Annotated in this window: 11 protein-coding genes, 1 tRNA gene and 2 other RNA genes; 1 reads left to right on the top strand and 13 read right to left on the bottom strand. The window is 51.0% G+C overall.

Going from position 1 to position 19,228, the window contains the following annotated elements; translation table 11 throughout:
- Positions 1–17: 17 nt before the first annotated feature.
- The 9 genes from recD to ACQUQM_RS08150 form a co-directional block, all read right to left on the bottom strand.
- Complete coding sequence (gene recD / locus ACQUQM_RS08110; RefSeq protein WP_432473981.1) at positions 18–1,919, bottom strand: exodeoxyribonuclease V subunit alpha; 1,902 nt, start codon at positions 1,917–1,919, stop codon at positions 18–20.
- Positions 1,919–5,473 (bottom strand): exodeoxyribonuclease V subunit beta, encoded by a 3,555-nt coding sequence (gene recB, locus ACQUQM_RS08115; protein WP_432473982.1) that lies wholly within the window; start codon positions 5,471–5,473, stop codon positions 1,919–1,921. The genes recD and recB overlap by 1 nt, the downstream gene beginning before the upstream one ends.
- Complete coding sequence (gene recC, locus ACQUQM_RS08120; RefSeq protein ID WP_432473983.1) at positions 5,466–8,741, bottom strand: exodeoxyribonuclease V subunit gamma; 3,276 nt, start codon at positions 8,739–8,741, stop codon at positions 5,466–5,468. Before recC ends, recB begins: the two co-directional genes overlap by 8 nt.
- Positions 8,742–8,854: 113 nt before the next feature.
- A complete protein-coding gene (locus ACQUQM_RS08125; RefSeq protein WP_432473984.1) occupies positions 8,855–9,091 on the bottom strand; it encodes a hypothetical protein in 237 nt (78 codons plus the stop codon).
- Between the two features lie 57 nt (positions 9,092–9,148).
- Positions 9,149–10,762: a methyl-accepting chemotaxis protein gene (locus ACQUQM_RS08130; protein WP_432473985.1), complete on the bottom strand. Its 1,614-nt coding sequence runs from the start codon at positions 10,760–10,762 to the stop codon at positions 9,149–9,151.
- 567 nt (positions 10,763–11,329) lie between these two features.
- Positions 11,330–12,514, bottom strand: a complete 1,185-nt coding sequence (locus tag ACQUQM_RS08135; protein WP_432473986.1) for an MFS transporter — start codon at positions 12,512–12,514, stop codon at positions 11,330–11,332.
- Between the two features lie 70 nt (positions 12,515–12,584).
- Positions 12,585–13,190: a hypothetical protein gene (locus tag ACQUQM_RS08140; RefSeq protein WP_432473987.1), complete on the bottom strand. Its 606-nt coding sequence runs from the start codon at positions 13,188–13,190 to the stop codon at positions 12,585–12,587.
- A 204-nt stretch (positions 13,191–13,394) separates the two neighbouring features.
- Positions 13,395–13,769: a hypothetical protein gene (locus tag ACQUQM_RS08145; RefSeq protein WP_432473988.1), complete on the bottom strand. Its 375-nt coding sequence runs from the start codon at positions 13,767–13,769 to the stop codon at positions 13,395–13,397.
- 156 nt (positions 13,770–13,925) lie between these two features.
- Positions 13,926–15,719, bottom strand: coding sequence for an acyl-CoA dehydrogenase family protein (locus ACQUQM_RS08150; RefSeq protein ID WP_432473989.1), 1,794 nt, complete (start codon positions 15,717–15,719; stop codon positions 13,926–13,928).
- Positions 15,720–15,990: 271 nt separating this feature from the next.
- Here ACQUQM_RS08150 and ACQUQM_RS08155 point away from each other — a divergent pair, with 271 nt between their 5' ends.
- Positions 15,991–16,422: a MaoC family dehydratase gene (locus ACQUQM_RS08155; RefSeq protein WP_432473990.1), complete on the top strand. Its 432-nt coding sequence runs from the start codon at positions 15,991–15,993 to the stop codon at positions 16,420–16,422.
- 811 nt (positions 16,423–17,233) lie between these two features.
- On the opposite strand, the gene nadA is transcribed toward ACQUQM_RS08155, so the two are convergent.
- From nadA to ACQUQM_RS08175, 4 genes are all read right to left on the bottom strand, one after another.
- Positions 17,234–18,283, bottom strand: coding sequence for a quinolinate synthase NadA (gene nadA, locus ACQUQM_RS08160; RefSeq protein ID WP_432473991.1), 1,050 nt, complete (start codon positions 18,281–18,283; stop codon positions 17,234–17,236).
- 529 nt (positions 18,284–18,812) lie between these two features.
- Positions 18,813–18,935: non-coding RNA, RtT sRNA (locus ACQUQM_RS08165), on the bottom strand.
- Between the two features lie 39 nt (positions 18,936–18,974).
- A non-coding RNA gene (locus ACQUQM_RS08170) (RtT sRNA) lies at positions 18,975–19,097 on the bottom strand.
- Positions 19,098–19,135: 38 nt separating this feature from the next.
- Positions 19,136–19,211: transfer RNA gene (locus tag ACQUQM_RS08175), tRNA-Lys, on the bottom strand.
- Positions 19,212–19,228 lie beyond the last annotated feature (17 nt).

A 19,228-nucleotide genomic window follows, 5' to 3' on the forward strand; every position in this document is an offset into this window, starting at 1 on the left:
ATGCAACGGCTAAAGACTCACCAAAGCCACTGCGCCAGTCCGCTGGCCCGCTCGGTTCGCTTAGCCACCGCCTGCTGCAGCGCACTGGTTGTCGTATACAGGATGAAATTCTGCTTCGCCCGGGTGACTCCGGTATAGATCAACTCCCGGGTCAGCAGCGGATTATGCTCCGGCGGTAACAACATAATCACCTGCTCAAACTCAGAGCCCTGACTCTTATGCACCGTCATTGCATAGACCGTTTCATGCTCCGGTAAGCGACTCGGCAGAATACCCCTGGCACTGCCATCGGGTTGCTCAAACCAGACCCGCAACTCGCCGCTCTGATCCGCTATCGCAATTCCGATATCACCGTTATACAGACCCAGCTGATAATCATTTCGGCTGATCATGATAGGTCGACCTGAATACCAGCCCCCCTGCTTGAGAATCAAGCCCTCACCACTCAGGCGTTGCTCAACCGCCTGATTTAACCCTTCAACGCCATACGGCCCCTGCCGGACCATGGCCAGCAACTGTGAGCGGTTAAATGCCTGCAACACTTGCTCAGGCTCAGCTGTGCTATTCACAAGACTCAGATAATCACGATAACCCACTGCTGTATCCCGGATCAGCTGCCCATAGCTATCGGCGGTCAAAGGCTCCAGCCGGATATCATCAAAGGATTGCCGAAACAGATCCGGGACAGCTTTAGCCTGGCCGCTATTAATCAGCCCGGCGAGGCGTCCGATACCACTGTCGGCTCTGAACCTGTAACTCTTACGCAGCAGCGCCAGGGAATCTGCCATAGCAGAGCATCCACCAGCAACCTCACCGGGTTTGATCTGACAAACGGCTGCCAGGTAATCAGCCTGCTGTTGCTGATACCGCAGCTCACCGTCCCCGGCGACAAAATCCCAGGCACAGATATCGCCGAGTACACTGCCCGCCTCGACTGAAGCCAACTGATCCTTATCCCCGATGAAGATAACACTGGCATGTTCCGGTAACGCATCCAACAACCGCGCCATCATCGGCAGATCAATCATCGATGCCTCATCCACCACCAGCAGGTCCAGATGTAACGGGTTATCCCGTTGATGCTTAAACTGCCTGCTGTTAGGGACTGGACCCAGCAACCGGTGCAGTGTCGTTGCATGATCAGGTATCTGCTCAATAATATCTGTCGTCAGAGGCAAGCGGGCTTTCGCAGAGCCGATCGACTCACTCAACCGCGCCGCTGCTTTACCGGTGGGTGCGGCAAGGCAGATCAGCGGCACCTTACCGCTCGCCATCGCCTGCTGCACATAAAGCCCGAGCAGACGGGTTACGGTGGTGGTCTTGCCGGTACCCGGTCCACCGCTGATGACGCTGAAGCGCCTGCTCAGGGCGACCGCCACTGCGACTTTCTGCCAGTCGGTCTCCTGATTTTCTGCTTTATCGGCTTCGGGAAACAACTGACCAAGCTGCTGCCTGACGCTGTCAATATTAAGTTGCCGGGGCTTAGCAAGATGCTTGATGGTATCAGCCACAAAATGCTCATAGCGCCAGTAGCGATACAGGTACAAACGCCCACTGCTCATGACCAGAGGCGCTTCCTCACTGCCGCTTGAAATAGTCCGGCTATTGACTAACCGTTGCTCATCCAGCAACTGTTCCGGTAATAACTGAAGCAGGTGATCGCGTAATCGCTGCGGCCAGTCGGCAACCACCTGGGTTAACTGATTCAGCGGCAGACAGACTTCGCCACGACTTAACTGATAGCTGGTCAGGGCTGCCAGCAAGGGCACTACCGAATTATCAGTGCTATCAATTTCATCACTGGCTTCCTGACCCGCAATGAACCTGGCAAACTGGTAATCCAGAGGCCGGATCAGCTTCATCGCCTTTAGCTGACTAAGAAATTGACTACGCTGCTGCAATTGCTGACCTGTATCCATCAGAGGTCCCCCTTGAACAGATTATCCATAGCCTCTACCAACACCTGCGACGGGCGACAGAAAAACACCCCGTTATCCGGCTCTGATGCGCGCATACCACGCAGGAACAGATAGTAAACCCCGCCAAAATGTTGCTCGTAATCATAGTCTCTGATCCGACTGGCGAGAAAGCGATGCAACGCCAGGCTATAGAGCTGGTACTGCAGGTCATAACGGTGTTCAAGCATCGCCTGCGCCAGATTATCAGGCTGATAAAGTGCCGTATCGTCGCCCAGATGGTTGGATTTGTAATCCAGCACATAATAACGCCCCTGATATTCAAAGATCAGGTCGATAAAACCTTTGAGCATACCTTTAAGGGGCTCAAAATCGAGCTCACTTGCAGTCTGACTTAAAGGATCGTACTGGCGGGTTAAACGCGTCAGGGCGGGGGCATTTAAGCCTTTGGAAGGCAGCATAAATTCCATTTCCACCAACTTCTGACTATTACCGATGCGGGACAGTGATAAGCCGCTCTGGTTTAACGGACAGCGCAGCACATCATCGATCAGCTGCTGCAGTACCGGAATCCATGATTCATCGTAACCCGCCAGCTGACAACGCTCCCGGAGCAGACTGTCCAGCGCATCCGGCTGACAATCGGTGAAGTCCAGGAGTTCGAACAGCTCATGTAGAAAGGTGCCTGCCTGAGCGCCCTTGGGAAAGCTGAAAATATCCTGTTGCGGCGTCAGATCGAGTTGCTCTGCTGACAATTCAGTTTCTGCCGCCTCATCGACCACTTCCAGATCGAGCCCGGGTAACGGCGGCACGTAATGACTGGCATGACTGGCCAGCGCTGAATAACTGGACATACGCCAATCCCGTCGTAACTGTCGCTGAAAAGTAGCGGCCTGGTAATCCGGCTGTGCGACCTCAGGCAGGTCAAATAGTCCCCGTTGTGTATTCCCCTGAGGCGGCGGCTCTACAGCGACAGAACAACCATTTTGCTGCAAACTCTTCAATCCCTCTTCCAGACCTGAGCAATCCGCCGCACCATTAAGTAATAGATAGCCAAGGGCTGAACGATGCAAGCCGCTTTTCTTGTACGCACGACCATCGGGAATATTCGCCAAGCCCAGATAGCAGGCGTGTACTGAACGGGTCAGAGCAACATAGAGTAACCGCAGGTCTTCTGCCAGGCGCTCACCGTCCGCTAGCGCCAACGCCTCTTTGTTACCTTTATCCAGGTCAAAACAGAGCGCGCCGTCAGCATGATGCAAAGTGGTATCCGCTTTACGGAAACTATTGGCAAACGGCAGGTACACCAGCGGATATTCCAACCCCTTACTCTTATGGATGGTAATCACTGTCACCAGCTGACTATCACTTTCCAGGCGCAGGCGTTGCTCGTCACTGTCGCCGTTAGGCTGTGACAGCTGCTCGCTGTACCAACGCAACAAAGCGGCAACGCTTTCCTGCTCCAGACTCGCCTTCTGCAGGATCTCAGCCAGATGTAGCAGATCCGTCAGGCGACGTTCGCCCTGCTCAGCATTCAACAGTTTCTCAGCCAGCTTGCGCTGCTGCATCAGGCGCCGCAGCATAGGCTGAACGCCAAGCTTCAGCCAACACTCACGATAATCGCTGAATTCGGCAACTAACGATTCCCACAGCACTTCATCCTGATTCAACTGATCGAGGAACGTCGCAGGGTAATCCAACAAACCGGTCGCCAGCGCTGCGCGCAAACGGCGTTCATCCTGGGGCTCGTCTACCGCCTGTAGAATCAGATTAAGATCAGACGCTTCCCGGGTATCGAAAACGCTCTCCCGGCTACTCAGATAGACACTGGCGATCTGCTTGTCTGCCAGCGCACTGCGCACCGCATTGGCCTCTCCCCGATCGCGCACCAGTATCGCTATGTCACCCGCCTGCAATGGCTGCTCACCGATCCGCACCAGCCCTTCGGCGGCCTGATCAAGCTGCGTGGCGATCTGCACTGCACAGGCCTCTGCAAATGTCTGCAGGTACTCCTGTTTACTACAGAGTTCATTACCCTGGTACCAGATATTCAGCGCGGCAACGGTTTTGTTATTGATTCGCAAAGGGCTTTTGTCGGCTTTATCGGCGGCCTGCACCGGCAAAAACGGAATATCATCATCGTAGATAAACGGTCGGTCGGCATTATCAAACAGGGCATTGACCGCGCCAATCATGGCGCTGGATGAACGCCAGTTAGTCGCCAGAGTATAGTGGCTGGTCACCGCGCGACGGGCGCTGATATAGGTAAATATGTCGGCGCCTCGAAAACCATAGATCGCCTGCTTAGGGTCTCCGATCATAAACAGTCCAAGCTCAGGATCGCCGTCGTATAAGGCACTGAAGATCCGGTACTGCAATGGGTCTGTATCCTGAAACTCGTCGATCAGGGCCACCGGAAACTGGCCGCTGACAGCCTGACTCAGCCGCACACTGAGGTCGCCTTGCAGGGCGTCATCGAGCTGACTCAGCAGGTCATCAAAACTTAACTGCCTCAAACCCTGTTTAAGCTCTGCAAAGCGACTTCTGACCTGCCCTAAAGCAAGAGTTATGATCAACTCACGCAGCGGCAGACGTTGCTCGAAATAGCGATCACACAGTTCAAATAGCGGATGCTCCGGTATCTGTTTCCCAGCCGGTGTTTTTTGCACCAGAACCGACTGCCGGAACCGTTCAATCTCAGCTTCTGGCTGAGACTTTGATTCACCGGCAGCATAACGCTGAATTGCCGCGATATGCTTAGGCACCGAGGCTTTTCGGTAACTGTTTTTATTGACTCCGGAGTTCTGGATCAGCTCGACCAGATCTGTTTCATCCAGCAGCCACTGCTGACGAAACTGCTGCAACCATTGCTGACTTTGCTGCCACTGCTCAAGCAGGTTATCCGTAACAACCTGAGGCTGCAGTTGTAGTTCGGGCTTACCCAGTAGCGGCCGCAACTCAGTTAACAAACGATTCGGCGACGGCCACAGATTTAATACCGCTTCAGCCAGATCTTCCGGCAGGTTGTAGATCATCCCGCGCCAGGTATCCAGCAGCGCCTGTCGCAACAAACCGGAATCATCGGTAATCAATTCGGTTTCAAACAGGCTGCCACTTTCAAACGCATGTTGCTTGAGCATTCGCTGACAGAAACCGTGGATAGTAAAGATCGCCGCTTCATCCATCTGCCGCGCTGCCAGCTCAAGCAGTCGTGCGGCGGACATATGGTTTTCGGTCTCGGCAACCAGCTGCAGCAGAAAAGGGTCGGATGTTGGCTGCCCACGAAACACTGCATACGCTTCCTGAATTCGCGCCCGAACCCGGTCACGCAGCTCTTCGGTAGCTGCTTCGGTAAACGTCACTACCAGTATCTGATCGACGTTAAGCGCTTCTTTACGGGCGCTGCCATCATTACCATGGGCCAACAACAAGCGCAGATAGAGCGCCGCGATGGTGTAGGTTTTTCCGGTACCGGCACTCGCCTCGATCAGGCGGCTGCCGTGCAACGGGAAACTGATCGGGTCGAGCAGCTGAGGCTGTACTGCAATATCAGTCATCGGTAGCCTCCCGCTCATTAGACATTTCAAGATAACTCAGCAACGGCTGATAAAGCTGTTCGGCCAGGCCTTCGAAACGGGGGCCAAGGGATGCAAATTCGGGAAACACCCGACTGATATACAGATCGTTGGCTTCACCCGGACTGAAGCGATCGTGATTAAAACAGCTGCGCGCTTTTTCCAGGCCATACTCCTGACCCTTTTCCCGGGCTTCACTGACCAATACCCAGGCACTGTCGGCAGGCATCGGCAGAGGTTCGCGCAATCCCAGGCGGTAGCAATCCAGCCATTGCTGCAGGTAATCCATAGCATCCAGCTGAGCCACCGGTTTAAACCAGAAACGGCCATTCAAACCAAAGAACTGTGAAATGCCAGACTCACCCATGGCGTGCAGAACCAGATGTTCAAGCCAGAGCAGCATCAGGTCCCGCCCCTTGGTATTGGCCGGACGATAGCGCAGCAGACCCTGATCCTGAATACCATTGATCCAACCGCACAGTTCAGTTTCGCCAAACCTTAGCCGACACTCTATACGGGCCTGTTCCTGGCTAATATACGGGGTCATTTTCTCCGCCAATTCAAGGCAATCGCGGGCCAGCTTACGGGTCTGAAAATCGCCGGCCAGACCGACCGGCAGCAAACCGGAAGCCTGCACCCGCTGCAGCGTCTCGGTCAGGGATTCCCCCTTCAGGGCGGCCGTCAGCAGTTGTTGCTTCAGCTGGTACTGCTCCAGGCCATCCAGCTCAAATGGCTCTTCATCCTGGCTCTCAATGCTGTAATCACTGAAATAGACTTTCAGCCGGCGCTGGAAAAAATGCTTTACCGGATTGCGGGCAAATGCCAGCAGTTCAGCCAGCTCCAGTTGCGGTAGCGGCTCTGCCGCCAGCGGTGCCTGCAGAAAAGAGCTTTCGCTGTACGGCTGACGACATAACAGCGGCAGCCACTCGGCCGCGTAACTGAACAACTTACCCGCCCCCTCAGGCACGAAGTAAGCGGCGCTGAATGGCTGCAACGGATGCTCAGTTGTTAGCCCCGCTAACAGCGCCCGCTCATTAAAACGGTAATTCTGCTGGCAGTACTCCAATAGCTCACTGACCAACACAGAAGGTACCTTAGCGCTGTTATCCTGGACATTGCGGCCGATAAAACTGATATAGAAACGATCCCGTGCCGATAACAGTGCCTCAAGGAACAGATAACGGTCATCATCGCGCCGGGAACGATCGCCGCGGAGGGGATTTTCCGCCATCAGATCAAAGCCCATGGCCGGTATTGAACGCGGATAAACCCCATCATTCATACCCAGCAAACAGACCACCTTAAACGGAATCGAACGCATCGGCATCAAGGTACAGAAATTCACTGCACCCACCATAAACCTTTGACTGCTGCGCGAATCACCCAACTGATTTTGCAGATAATCCTGTACGATCGGCGCACTCAGATCACTGTGATGCTGACTCTCATGCAGCTGCTGTTGCAACTGCTCAAGCGTCTTGCGGATCTGACTAAGCACGACCTCATCCTGCTCGTCAGGCAGGTACGCCCGCTGCAGAATATCATTCAGCAGGCCAACCCATTGCTCGACCGGACGGGTCTCAGACAGGCTGCTGAAACAATAATCGAGCAGTTCGATAAACTCAGCCAGCTGACCAACATCACCTGCTTCCAGGCCTTCGATCTCACTGTATGGCTCGATGCCCTGCCAGAGCTGTTGGGTACTGCCCATGGCATAGCCGGCCAGCATCCGCTTCAGGCCAAACTGCCAGCTATTCTGATCAAATCCGGGTAGCCCCATAGCGGTACGCTGTTGCTCGTCGAGCCCCCAGCGAATTTGCGACTGCTCAATCCAGCGTCGGATCCGGTCAAAGCTATCCCGATCCAACTCGAAGCGCCGCAACACGGCAGGCACTTCCAGAATATCGAGTACTTCAGACACACTGACCCTGCTTTGGGGTAACACCAGTAACTTCAGAAAACTCATCAATAAGGGGCTTTCCTGCTGCAGGGTCCGGTCAGAGATTGAGAACGGCAGATACCGCTCGCGTGGCGCATTACCAAATACCGCTTCAATATAAGGGGCGTAACCGGCAACGTCCGGCATCATCACGATTATATCCCGCGGATTCAGCGCCGGATCATTGTCCAGCAACGCCAGCAGCTGATCATAAAGTACTTCAACTTCCCGCAACGGGCTGTGACAACTATGTAACTGCAAAGAACCGTCAGAGTCCGCCAGCACAACCTTCTCATCTTGCTCCAGTACACGCTCTGCGGCAGGATCACTTAACTCAAGGATATCCCGCTGCAGGCGATGCAACAGCGATTGCTGCTCAGGTTCTACGAACAGGTCAATCTCAGGAACCGCCAGCTCCTGCAACTGATACAGATAATCCCGGCCCAGCTTACCCATAGAAGAGAGTAGCGGATTGCCATGGCTATAGTAATTTTCCCGGGTCATCCCCGGTTTCGCCAGCCAACGCTGATTGAGTCGCGCCAGGTACTTCGGATCGACGATATCGCCCCAGAAATAACGGCAGGGGTTAGTTACCATCAGATGAACATCGATCGACTCGCCAAGCGCCTGTAACGATTCGATAAAGTTTTGCGGCAATGCTGAAATACCAAACACGAACAGGCGTTTCGGCAATCGACTGTGATCATAGTCACCCTGGCGCAAAGCTGAAACAAAACCGCTGAACATATTGCCACGGTGCCAGTGCGACAAACCAAGATCGGCGCTGCGCTGGACAAGTAAGCGCCATAAGATAGGCTGCCAGGGCTGGCTGTGACTGATATCCGGGCAATCATCGCCCTGCTCCCAGCTGGCCACCCAATCCGGCCGGTAAACCAGGTATTGGTCGAAGATATCAGCGACCTTGCTGCATAACTGATACAGCTTGAACTGCTGCAGGTCATCGCTAAGATAGCGATTCAGGGCGCTGAATTCGGGTCTGTGCAACTGTTCAGGGAGCAGTTCCATCAGACTCCAGGTCATGGCGTCTTTATTAAATGCGGAACGCTTTGGCACATCTGGCAGTACGGAGGAAAAGCTATTCCACAGGAAGGTGGCCGGTAAGGGAAAGTCTATATTTGCGGCTATATCCAGCTTTTCCGCCAGCTCCAGCTTAAGCCACTGCGCCATGCCGGGGCTCTGGACCAGAATAGTTTCGACCGCAAATGGATCATCCAGCGGTTCCCTGCGGACCATTTCAACCAGCAGGTCTTTGAGCATGTCGAGCTTATTTGAATGATATATCTGAAACATTGAGGCGCTACTTTCCGTGGCCGGTTATACCCCTCAGAGTAACAATCGCATCACACCTGAGTACGCTTTAGCTGTTCTATCATTATTCAGTCTGACTGAGTCGAACAGCCCCTTCAACCAAACAGATCATTTTCAATCGCCGGCTGCGGATCGGATTGTTCAGGTTGTGAACTAACCTCACCATCTGTAGCTATAGATACCGGCAGCTGCCAAAACTCTTCGCCGGACTCAACTTTAACCACGCCATCAAAACGTTCACAGAGATACTCTACTGCGGTATCAAAATCATCAATATCGCACAGCATAACGCCACCGCGATCGGTCTCTGTTGTAAATAGATAGCTTTTCATAACTCTCTTCTGTTAATTCGCTTAGATAGTCGTTTTGAAACGGAGCCGCCTATTGCACTACAACTTGAACCGTTGCACAACCGAATCCAGGTTTTTACTCTGCAGTTTCATCTCAGCGATTGCCGCTTTGTTTGTTGCCACCGCCAAGGCAGTATCTTCAGACAGCTGAAAAATACTATGAATATTACTGTTCAGTTCATCGGTAACTGTTGACTGCTGATCAGAAGCGCTTGATATGCTGAAGTTAAGTTCCGAAATACGATTTATTTCTGCTGAAATCTCTTGCAAGGAATGCTCCGCTTTCTTGACCAGCGCCACCGAGCTTTCACTACGCGCCTCACTGTTATCCATAACACTTACCGCTTTTGCCGTACCGTCCTGCAGCTCTGAGATCATGCTGCGTATCTGTTCGGTACTCTGTTGGGTACGTCCAGCCAGGGTGCGTACTTCATCAGCAACGACGGCAAAGCCCCGCCCCTGGTCACCCGCCCGGGCAGCCTCGATCGCAGCGTTCAAAGCCAGCAGATTAGTCTGCTCTGCGATGCCACCGATTACCGTTACAATCTCGCCGATATCGTCTGAGCGCTGCTTCAGATGATCGATAACGTCCGATGCATTACGCACATCGCTGGCCAGTTCTACCATGCTTTCGACTGAATGGGATAACGACTGCACACCGCTATCGAACTCGCGCTGGGCATGGTCGACAGCATTAACTGCAGTATTTGTATTATCAGCAACCATGTGAGCTGTGTTGGCCATCTCCTCGACTGCCGCCGCCAGACTTTCTGTTTCATCTTTCTGCCGGGAAGAACGCGCAGCATTTCCTTCAGCATTCTGATGGATCTGTTTCAGTGAGACTGAAATATCACCGGAAAGGCTCCGTACGGTCATCACCAGTTTGCGCATCTGATCGATAAAGATATTGAATTCCTGCGCCACCTGGGCAAATTCATCGCTGCCCTCGACCTCTACCTTACTGCTCAGGTCGCCCTCACCACAGGCAATATTATGCACCGCCTGTTGCAGCAAACCGATCCGCCTGACCACATATCGATACAACGCCAGTGCTGAGACAAGGATCACCAGCAAAGCAACAACCAGGATCAATATGCTGTACTGTGCCACACTGCCTGATTCCTGTTCAAAGCGATGAGTATAAAGAACGGTCAGCTCCTGATAACGATCCCCCAACGCAATAAAGCCTTCAATTGCAGGGGAATCTGAAATTTTAACTACACTGTCGATCTGACCAACACTCTCTCCCTGATCGATCATTTTCCTGACCATAACTGTAGTTTTCAGGTACTGGTCGGCCACCTGGAGAATAGATTCCAGGGCTTGCTGTTCACCTACTGTCAGGTTACCTAACTGACTATAATTATTGACGATACTCGACAAATTCAGATGATTATTTACGACCCGCAGCCGATATTTTTCATCACCACGCAACACATAATTCTTAAAATTATGGATTAAAGCGCCGTAGCCAAATTCGGAGCGCATCCGTAGCAGCAGCTCCTGCCGCGCCATGGCCTGATTTTTTAACTCCTGCCAACTGTTCTTCTGCTTATCCAGCATGAACACCTGCAAACTGAACACCGCTGCAAAAGCGATCAATACGATCACGATCAACATCAGAAAACGCTGTTTCAAACCAAATATAGCCATATATTCCTCTTACTGTTCAAAGCAGCAACAGAGCACTAAAAAACAAAGCGCTACAACCTGAAGCTTAAGCCCCAATATATGGTAAAAGTCCAATATTTACACTGTTGCCAGGGCGCTAAGGTCACCAGTTCAGTGGGTTGCGATAGAAATCAAACCGCCTCAGACTTTCTTGATATAGATCAGCGTATGTTCAATTTCTTTATCGTATAACTGGTTGATAATTCAGCAAGACTGACCTTAAAAAATATTTTTTTTATTTTCTTGACGGATTAAAGATTGCGACCAATACTGAAGTTCCCTGTTACAGAGTTCGTTTGAGCGCAGGGTTTGTCCAACCCTTAAACCGCTCACGAGAATGAAAGATGGTAGTCCATGCGATGGTTGTCCATGCATCATCACCATCACAGGGATGGTAATCCCCAGCATTATGTTTCATCAACATGCTTAGGCCACAGAGCCCCACTCTGTGGCCTTTTTTTGTCTGCAATAAACCAAAGCAGATATGCATTCACCTTCAGATGAAAAAAACACCACGAGCAGCGTTCACCTTAAAACCAGTGGCCTTTTTTATCCGGCATTAGCCAGCGCCAGATGCGCATTCACTTTAGTGCGATAAAACACTACGACCAACACTGTCCATAACAACACCGGAATCATGAGACTGTTCAGTACCTGCCAACCTAAAGTGGATTCCAACCAGCCTGAACCAAATGCCGATAAGGTAACCATGCCAAATACCAGAAACTCATTAGCCGCCTGACTCTTTGCCTTTTCAGCGGGAAGATATGCACTGGTGACCATCTGTGTGGCACTGATAAACATAAAGTTCCAGCCGCCCCCTAACAATGCCAATGCGGCCCAGAAATGCCACTCACTTTGACCATGCAGATTGATGGCAATACAGGCCAGCATCAACAAAGCCCCCATTATCATCATATTCATCAGGCCGAATCGTGCGATCAGTCTTGGCGTAATAAATGATGGCAGAAACATGCCCAGCACGTGCCACTCAATAACCCAGGCTGCATCACTGAATTCAAAACCACAACGCGCCATCGCCACCGGTGTAACAGTCATAATCAGATTCATTACGGCATAGCTGACCATGCCAACGATCGCCGCAACTATAAACACAGGCTGCGCGAGTATTTCTGATAGCGACCTGGCCCGCGCTGTTATTTCTCCAGGCTCATTGCCGGTAATTTTTATAAATGAAAGCAGTAACAGTGCCAGACTATAAAGCACCAATAAACCGATGAAAGCTCCGGTAAACACACCATCGTCAAACCATTGGCGACTACTGACAGCCAGATTGGGGCCGACAACAGCAGCGATCACACCGCCGGCCATGACCAGCGATATCGCTTTGCTTTTTTGATTATCCGGACAAGCCTCAACGGCAGCGAAGCGGTACAAAGTACCAAAACCGATACCGATACCGAGCAGGAAAGTGCCAACACAGAAAAGATAGAACTGCTGCCCACTGAGGGCCAGGATGCAGCAGGCGGCACCTAAGATACCGATACAGTTACCCAGATAAAAACCGTTCTTACGGCCAATCCGAACCATAATCAGAGACGCAGGTATTGTTGCCGTCATAAGCCCAACAAACTGTAAGGCGACCGGTAGAGTGATCAGAGAAACTGACGGCGCCAACTGTTGCCCGATAAGCGCGTTGACTGAGATAAGCAGTACATTACCAGTGGTCAGTAATGCCTGACAAAGTGACAGCAGAACAACGTTGCGATTCATAAAGTTTTCCGTAACAGCGAAAGCAGAATCGCCCACTATACAGATACAGGCCCATTAAATCAGTAATAGCTTATATATCACCCTGCAGTACCGCTTTATCGATATATATATCGCCATCGACACCAAGAATACCACTCTGCACCAAAAGATGGTTCACCCCCTGATGACGCAATACCTGAGTAATCGGATCAAAAGCCCGGCCTATCAACGGCAAGGCTTCAAGCCGACTACGACGCCAGCGGCACTGACCTGAAAGGACCCAGTCAACACCGCTCAGTGATAACTTCAGATTATCCAGATAGGCCTGCTCATCACCGACCATCCACAACGCCGTCGCATCCAGGTGCAGGTAATTATCCGCGTCATTCACAATATACTGGCGCCAATAGTCGAAGTAAGTACCACTACGATTGCTCAGCAGGCTCTTGAAGCGTTCTGCAGCCAGATCATAACGCTGCAGCGCCTCATCTTTGGTACAGATAAGGGTTCGGTATTCACAGGTTTTTTCCCCTTCGCTGCTATAAACCTGCTGTAACTGCAGATCCTGTTCACGAAACATCAACAACCAGCACAATGGCAACTGATAACTGGCACGGGCTAACTCTTTAGCAGGCCCGTCACTAGTAAACAGCGACGGTTTTGTTTTATGACTGTAGATACTTGTACCTTGGTACATAGTCGATCCCTGTAAAGCAAAACGATCAGCTTGATATTGCTGCAGCAGCAATAACAAACTAATCAGTAAGAAATGGTTTATAAGATATAGAACAAAGAGATAAAGCTGACAACTGCCATATAGATAAATACAGCGAAAATAAGGCCGGCAAGTCTGACTTGCTTACCCTATGACAATAACCAGTCTAACCATATAAAGAGAAACTTATTGTTGCAGACGACTGATTTCGAGCCGCTCGTTAGCCGCAATACGCACGGTCTGACCATCGACAGTGGTAAAGCTACGATCACCAAGATCCGCTTTATACACCTGATATACAACTTCCGCAGAACTACCTGGAGTGACTATCCGCACCTCCAACAAAGTGTGACTGTCATACCATTGGTAGCCAAGATATGAGGCACTACCCAGGACAGAAACGGTTAACAGGATCGTCGCGATAAGCTTCATTGGTAACGCTTCAGACGAGCTATCAACAGCAGGCCGGCGAACGGGTTGACGCGCAACCTGATTGCGGCGCTTGAGATACAGATAGCAACCGGCTATGACCAGCAAGGTAATCAGAATTTTAGTAATCATAACCAGCTCTCAATAACAGAAGCGGGCATTGTCGCTATCAGACAAGAAAACATCAAGCGCTAACTGAATAGTAATACGCAGATTGAGCCAATAAACACCGACATCTACACACCCGGCACCAGGGCATGTAGGTAATCATCACAGCTTTGAAACGAGTTAACTAAACGCAGCGGCTAATGCATCATCCGACATAGCCATCACCGGCTCACTACCGTCTGCGATCATCTGAGCATAACCACGATAACGCGGTAGGATCTGGCTGATATAGAAAGTCGCCGACTGCTGCTTCGCAGTTAAGAGCAGGGTATCGACAGCACCATCCTGCAACAACTGCTGCGCTTTAAGCGACTGACGTAAAAGCTGCCAGGCACCGCAGGCAAAACCACTAAGCATCAGAAAGTTATATGCTACAGTCGCGGCAAATTGCGGCTGCTGTTTACTGGCCAGCAACTGATCACGGGCAATTTCAAGCGCATCCAGCGCTTCAGCCAGGCGCTCACCGTCCTTCTTGTGCGGTGTTGAATTTAACGCTTCAGAAACAACCTGCCGCATCTCCCCAAGTAACGTAGTTAACGCCTCACCATTGTCGAACAAGGTTTTTCGTCCGACCAGATCCAGCGCCTGAATACCATTGGTGCCTTCATAGATAGGCAAGATACGGGCATCACGGAAATGCTGCGCGGCACCGGTCTCTTCAATGAATCCCATGCCACCATGAACCTGAACACCGAGCGAAGTGACTTCCTGAGATACCTCAGTACACCAACCTTTAACGATAGGCGTCAGCAACGCAGCCCGTGCCGCCTGATCTTTTCTGAACGATGCATCTGAACTACGATGCGCGCGGTCGAGACTGGCACAAGCGTCATAGGTAATTGACCGCCCCGCTTCGGTTAAAACTTTCATGGTAAGTAACATGCGACGCACATCGGCATGACGTAAAATAGCGCCAGCCTCATCAAAACCAACCGCCCGTCCCTGAGTACGATCAGCAGCGTACTCAAGCGCGTGCTGATAAGCCCGCTCAGATATCGCCACACCCTGCAAGCCGACAGCCAGACGGGCGTTGTTCATCATCTTGAACATGCAGGCAAGCCCTTTACCTTCCTCGCCGATAAGATAACCTACAGCGCCGGCATTATCACCGAACGACATGACACAGGTCGGGCTGGCATGGATACCCAGCTTATGTTCTAAAGACACCGCAGCGTAATCATTACGCTCGCCAAGCGAACCGTCATCATTAACCAGAAATTTTGGCACCAGAAACAATGAGATTCCCCTCACGCCCGGCTCAGCATCAGGCAAGCGAGCCAATACAAGATGGATGATATTGTCGGCCATATCATGCTCACCCCAGGTGATGAATATCTTCTGACCTTTAATCAGGTAATGGTCACCGGCAGGCTGCGCCTTACTGCGCACTACAGACAGGTCAGACCCCGCATTAGGCTCTGTAAGATTCATAGTCCCGGTCCACTCTCCGCTAATCATGTTAGGGAGATAAACCTGCTTTAAAAGATTACTGGCACTGGCATCGACCGCTTCAACTGCCCCCTGCGAAAGCAACGGACACAGCCCCCACGACATGTTAGCCGACTGCCACATCTCCATCACCGGAATAGAAAGTGAGTACGGCAAACCCTGACCACCATACTCAGGATCAAACTGCAGGGACCCCCAGCCACCCTCGGCAAAAGCCTGATACGCCTCTTTAAAGCCTGCCGGAGTCGGCACCTCACTCCCCTGTAGTTGAACGCCGGTCTGATCACCGACTACGTTCAGTGGTGACAGTACCTCACCGGCAACCCGCCCAGCTTCATCGAGAATAGCGGCAACCATATCGGAAGATGCATCCTCAAAACCGGGTAACCGGGCCAGTCCGGGCATATCGGCAATATGCTCAAGCACAAAATTCATCTCTTTAACGGGGGCTTTATATTCTGCCATGATTACCTTCACTCTCTGTTTTCCGGACTGAAACACCCATCAAGGGCATTGCGTTACACCGACCGACTATTCATACTTCGCACTGCAACAAAATTATGCTTAACTCAGCAGCAACTCAGATAGAGTCACTGCACTTGCAGACTAGGATCAGCCGATATACTTGTATTAGGGTTTATACCTATACTAGCATAGAAAATCTAACAAATTAGGTCATCTATTTGCTACTTTCGGCCTAGCAATACGCAAAAACCCTGATTAGAGGAATCATCAAATGGAAGAACTGCACGGCTACTACCTTGAAGATCTTGAAGTCGGTATGACGGCCTCATACGCCAAAACAATTTCTGAGTCCGATGTGTATATGTTTGCCGGTATCTCCGGCGACAACAATCCAATCCACATCAACAGCGAATACGCAGCGACCACACCTTTCAAGCAGCGTATCGTGCACGGTATGTTTTGTGCTGCTCTGATCTCAACTGTCGCCGGTACACGCATGCCTGGTCCTGGCGCGATCTATATCGATCAGCAGATCAAGTTCAAAGCACCGGTTCATATTGGTGATACGGCAAAAGCAACAGGCACAATCGAAGAGATCGATGAGCGCCGCCGTCGCGTTAAGATGCGTACAGATGTGCACGTTGGCGATAAGCTGGTTGCCACAGGATATGGCACTTATATGGTAGACAAGCGCAACCCTTAATAGGGCCTATTAGCGAGAAACTGGTTGCCACAGGATATGGCACTGTTTCGCACTGATATGGTAGACAAGCGCAGCCCTTAATAGGGCCTATTAGCGAGAAACTGGTTGCCACAGGATATGGCACTGTTTCGCACTGATATGGTAGACAAGCGCAGCCCTTAATAGGGCCTATTAGCGAGAAACTGGTTGCCACAGGATATGGCGCTGTTTTCGCACTGATATGGTAGACAAGCGCAGCCCTTAATAGGACATATTGGCGAGAAACTGGTTGTCACAGGATATGGCACTGTTTTCGCACTGATATGGTAGACAAGCGCAGCCCTTAATAGGGCCTATTAGCGAGAAACTGGTTGCCACAGGATATGGCACTGTTTCGCACTGATATGGTGGACAAGCGCAGCCCTTAATAGGGCCTATTAGCGAGAAACTTATTGCCACAGGATATGGCACTGTTTTCGCACTGATATGGTGGACAAGCGCAGCCCTTAATAGGGCCTATTAGCGAGAAACTTATTGCCACAGGATATGGCACTGTTTTCGCACTGATATGGTAGACAAGCGCAACCCTTAATAAGGCCTATTAGCGAGAAACTGGTTGCCACAGGATATGGCACTGTTTTCGCACTGATATGGTAGACAAGCGCAGCCCTTAATAGGACATATTGGCGAGAAACTGGTTGTCACAGGATATGGCACTGTTTTCGCACTGATATGGGAGACAAGCGTAACCTTTAAGCGAATGCTGATCAGTAATTCCGAACACAAAAAAGCCTGCACTACGCAGGCTTTTTACTTTTAAAAACAGAATTTATCAGCCATTTTCAGCAGCGAAATCAAGTAGGCGCTGCAATGGACGCCGGGCATCTTCTAACAACGCCTCATCAACCACCACTTCACCCTCACCGGTTTCCAGCGCACTCAATACATTTTCAAGACCGTTCATCGCCATCCAGGGACAGTGAGCACAGCTACGACAAGTTGCGCCGGAACCACCAGTTGGCGCCTCGATAAACTCTTTATCAGGTGCTGCCTGTGCCATTTTGTAGAAGATGGCACGATCAGTCGCGACGATGAACTGCTTGTTCGGCATATCTTTGGCTGCGTTGATGATCTGGGTTGTCGAACCCACCATGTCAGCCATCTCAACGACAGAGTCCGGTGACTCAGGGTGAACCAGAATAGCAGCATCAGGATAAACCTTCTTGATATCCTGCAGCCCTTTAGCCTTGAACTCATCGTGCACAATACAAGCCGCATCCCACATCAACATCTCTATGCCGGTTTGCTTCTGTACATACTGACCAAGGTGCTTATCTGGCCCCCAGATGATCTTCTTACCCTGATCCGCCAGATGCTCAACCACTTTGAGCGCAATACCAGATGTCACCACCCAGTCGGCACGGGCCTTCACCGCAGCTGAAGTATTTGCATAAACAACAACTTCATGGTCCGGATGGGCATCACAGAACGCGGTGAATTCATCCGCAGGACAACCAATATCCAGCGAGCAAGTCGCCTCAAGGGTCGGCATAAGAACGCGCTTCTCTGGATTAAGAATTTTAGCGGTCTCACCCATAAACTTGACCCCAGCCACAACCAGAGTTTTGGCAGGATGATTATTGCCAAAACGCGCCATCTCAAGAGAGTCTGAAACACAACCACCGGTTTCGTCGGCCAGCTCCTGAAGCACGCCATCAGTATAATAATGAGCAACCAGGCAGGCATCTTTTTCAATTAGCAGCTGCTTGATACGCTGCTTATAATTTTCGATTTCCTGCTGACTGACTGATGCAGGCAGATGCTCGTTGGCAAAATGCTCCTGAACCAGGATTCGATCTGATAAGTCTTGTGTGGTAAACATCGATAAAATTCTTATTCTGGTAAGACAGTATTAACTGGGTAGTAACTTAGGTCGATTATACCACGCTTAAGCTACAGAATAAGAGCCTTGTCGGTATCAATCAGGAAGATTCAGATACATAAAGGAGCCGATTCACCGGGCTTCTTTTTTCAGACATAAAAAAACCACCTTACGGGGCATGCTTCTATGCAGCTCTACCCGAAGGTTATCGCGACGAGGCGTCGCTCCCACAATAATCATCAAAGCGCACGTGGGAGGCGCGCTAGCATGCCCTTTGGGTACCTCGCGGCGATTATTGCTTGATAAGAATCCCAGACATAAAAATACCACCTTGCGGTGGCTGTTCTATATGTTGCTCGTGGTAACGCTGGGACGTATAAAATAGATCTACTCAAATCGCAGGCATAAAAAAACCACCTTACGGCGGCTGTTCTATATGTTGCTCGTGGTAACGCTGGGACGTATAAAATAGACCTACTTAAATCGCAGTCATAAAAAAACCACCTTACGGTGGCTGTTCTATATGAAGTGGTGGGACGTATAGGATTACTTCGCCCTTCGGGCCGTCGTCGCAAGCTCCAACGTTGTCTCGCAGTCAAGCTGCTCGGCTCGAACCTTCTACGGTCCTTATCCTATACCCACTTTTTTCAGGCATAAAAAAACTACCTTGCGGTGGCTGTTCTATATGAAGTGGTGGGACGTATAGGATTACTTCGCCCTTCGGGCCGTCGTCGCAAGCTCCAACGTTGTCTCGCAGTCAAGCTGCTCGGCTCGAACCTTCTACGGTCCTTATCCTATACCCACTTTTTTCAGGCATAAAAAAACTACCTTGCGGTAGTTTCTTTAAAATGTTGGTGGGTCGTATAGGATTCGAACCTATGACCAATTGGTTAAAAGCCAACTGCTCTACCAACTGAGCTAACGACCCCAACCGGACGCGTATAA

The sequence above is a fragment of the Amphritea sp. HPY genome, from assembly GCF_050870985.1.
In the GTDB taxonomy this organism is placed as follows: domain Bacteria; phylum Pseudomonadota; class Gammaproteobacteria; order Pseudomonadales; family Balneatricaceae; genus Amphritea.

Bases quoted from the DNA above. Each gene is read 5' to 3' on its own strand.
- ACQUQM_RS08140 (WP_432473987.1), bottom strand. From the start codon at position 13,190: ATGTACCAAGGTACAAGTATCTACAGTCATAAAACAAAACCGTCGCTG.
- ACQUQM_RS08125 (WP_432473984.1), bottom strand. From the start codon at position 9,091: ATGAAAAGCTATCTATTTACAACAGAGACCGATCGCGGTGGCGTTATG.
- ACQUQM_RS08135 (WP_432473986.1), bottom strand. From the start codon at position 12,514: ATGAATCGCAACGTTGTTCTGCTGTCACTTTGTCAGGCATTACTGACC.
- ACQUQM_RS08145 (WP_432473988.1), bottom strand. From the start codon at position 13,769: ATGATTACTAAAATTCTGATTACCTTGCTGGTCATAGCCGGTTGCTAT.
- nadA (WP_432473991.1), bottom strand. From the start codon at position 18,283: ATGTTTACCACACAAGACTTATCAGATCGAATCCTGGTTCAGGAGCAT.
- ACQUQM_RS08155 (WP_432473990.1), top strand. From the start codon at position 15,991: ATGGAAGAACTGCACGGCTACTACCTTGAAGATCTTGAAGTCGGTATG.
- recC (WP_432473983.1), bottom strand. From the start codon at position 8,741: ATGTTTCAGATATATCATTCAAATAAGCTCGACATGCTCAAAGACCTG.
- recB (WP_432473982.1), bottom strand. From the start codon at position 5,473: ATGACTGATATTGCAGTACAGCCTCAGCTGCTCGACCCGATCAGTTTC.
- ACQUQM_RS08130 (WP_432473985.1), bottom strand. From the start codon at position 10,762: ATGGCTATATTTGGTTTGAAACAGCGTTTTCTGATGTTGATCGTGATC.
- ACQUQM_RS08150 (WP_432473989.1), bottom strand. From the start codon at position 15,719: ATGGCAGAATATAAAGCCCCCGTTAAAGAGATGAATTTTGTGCTTGAG.
- recD (WP_432473981.1), bottom strand. From the start codon at position 1,919: ATGGATACAGGTCAGCAATTGCAGCAGCGTAGTCAATTTCTTAGTCAG.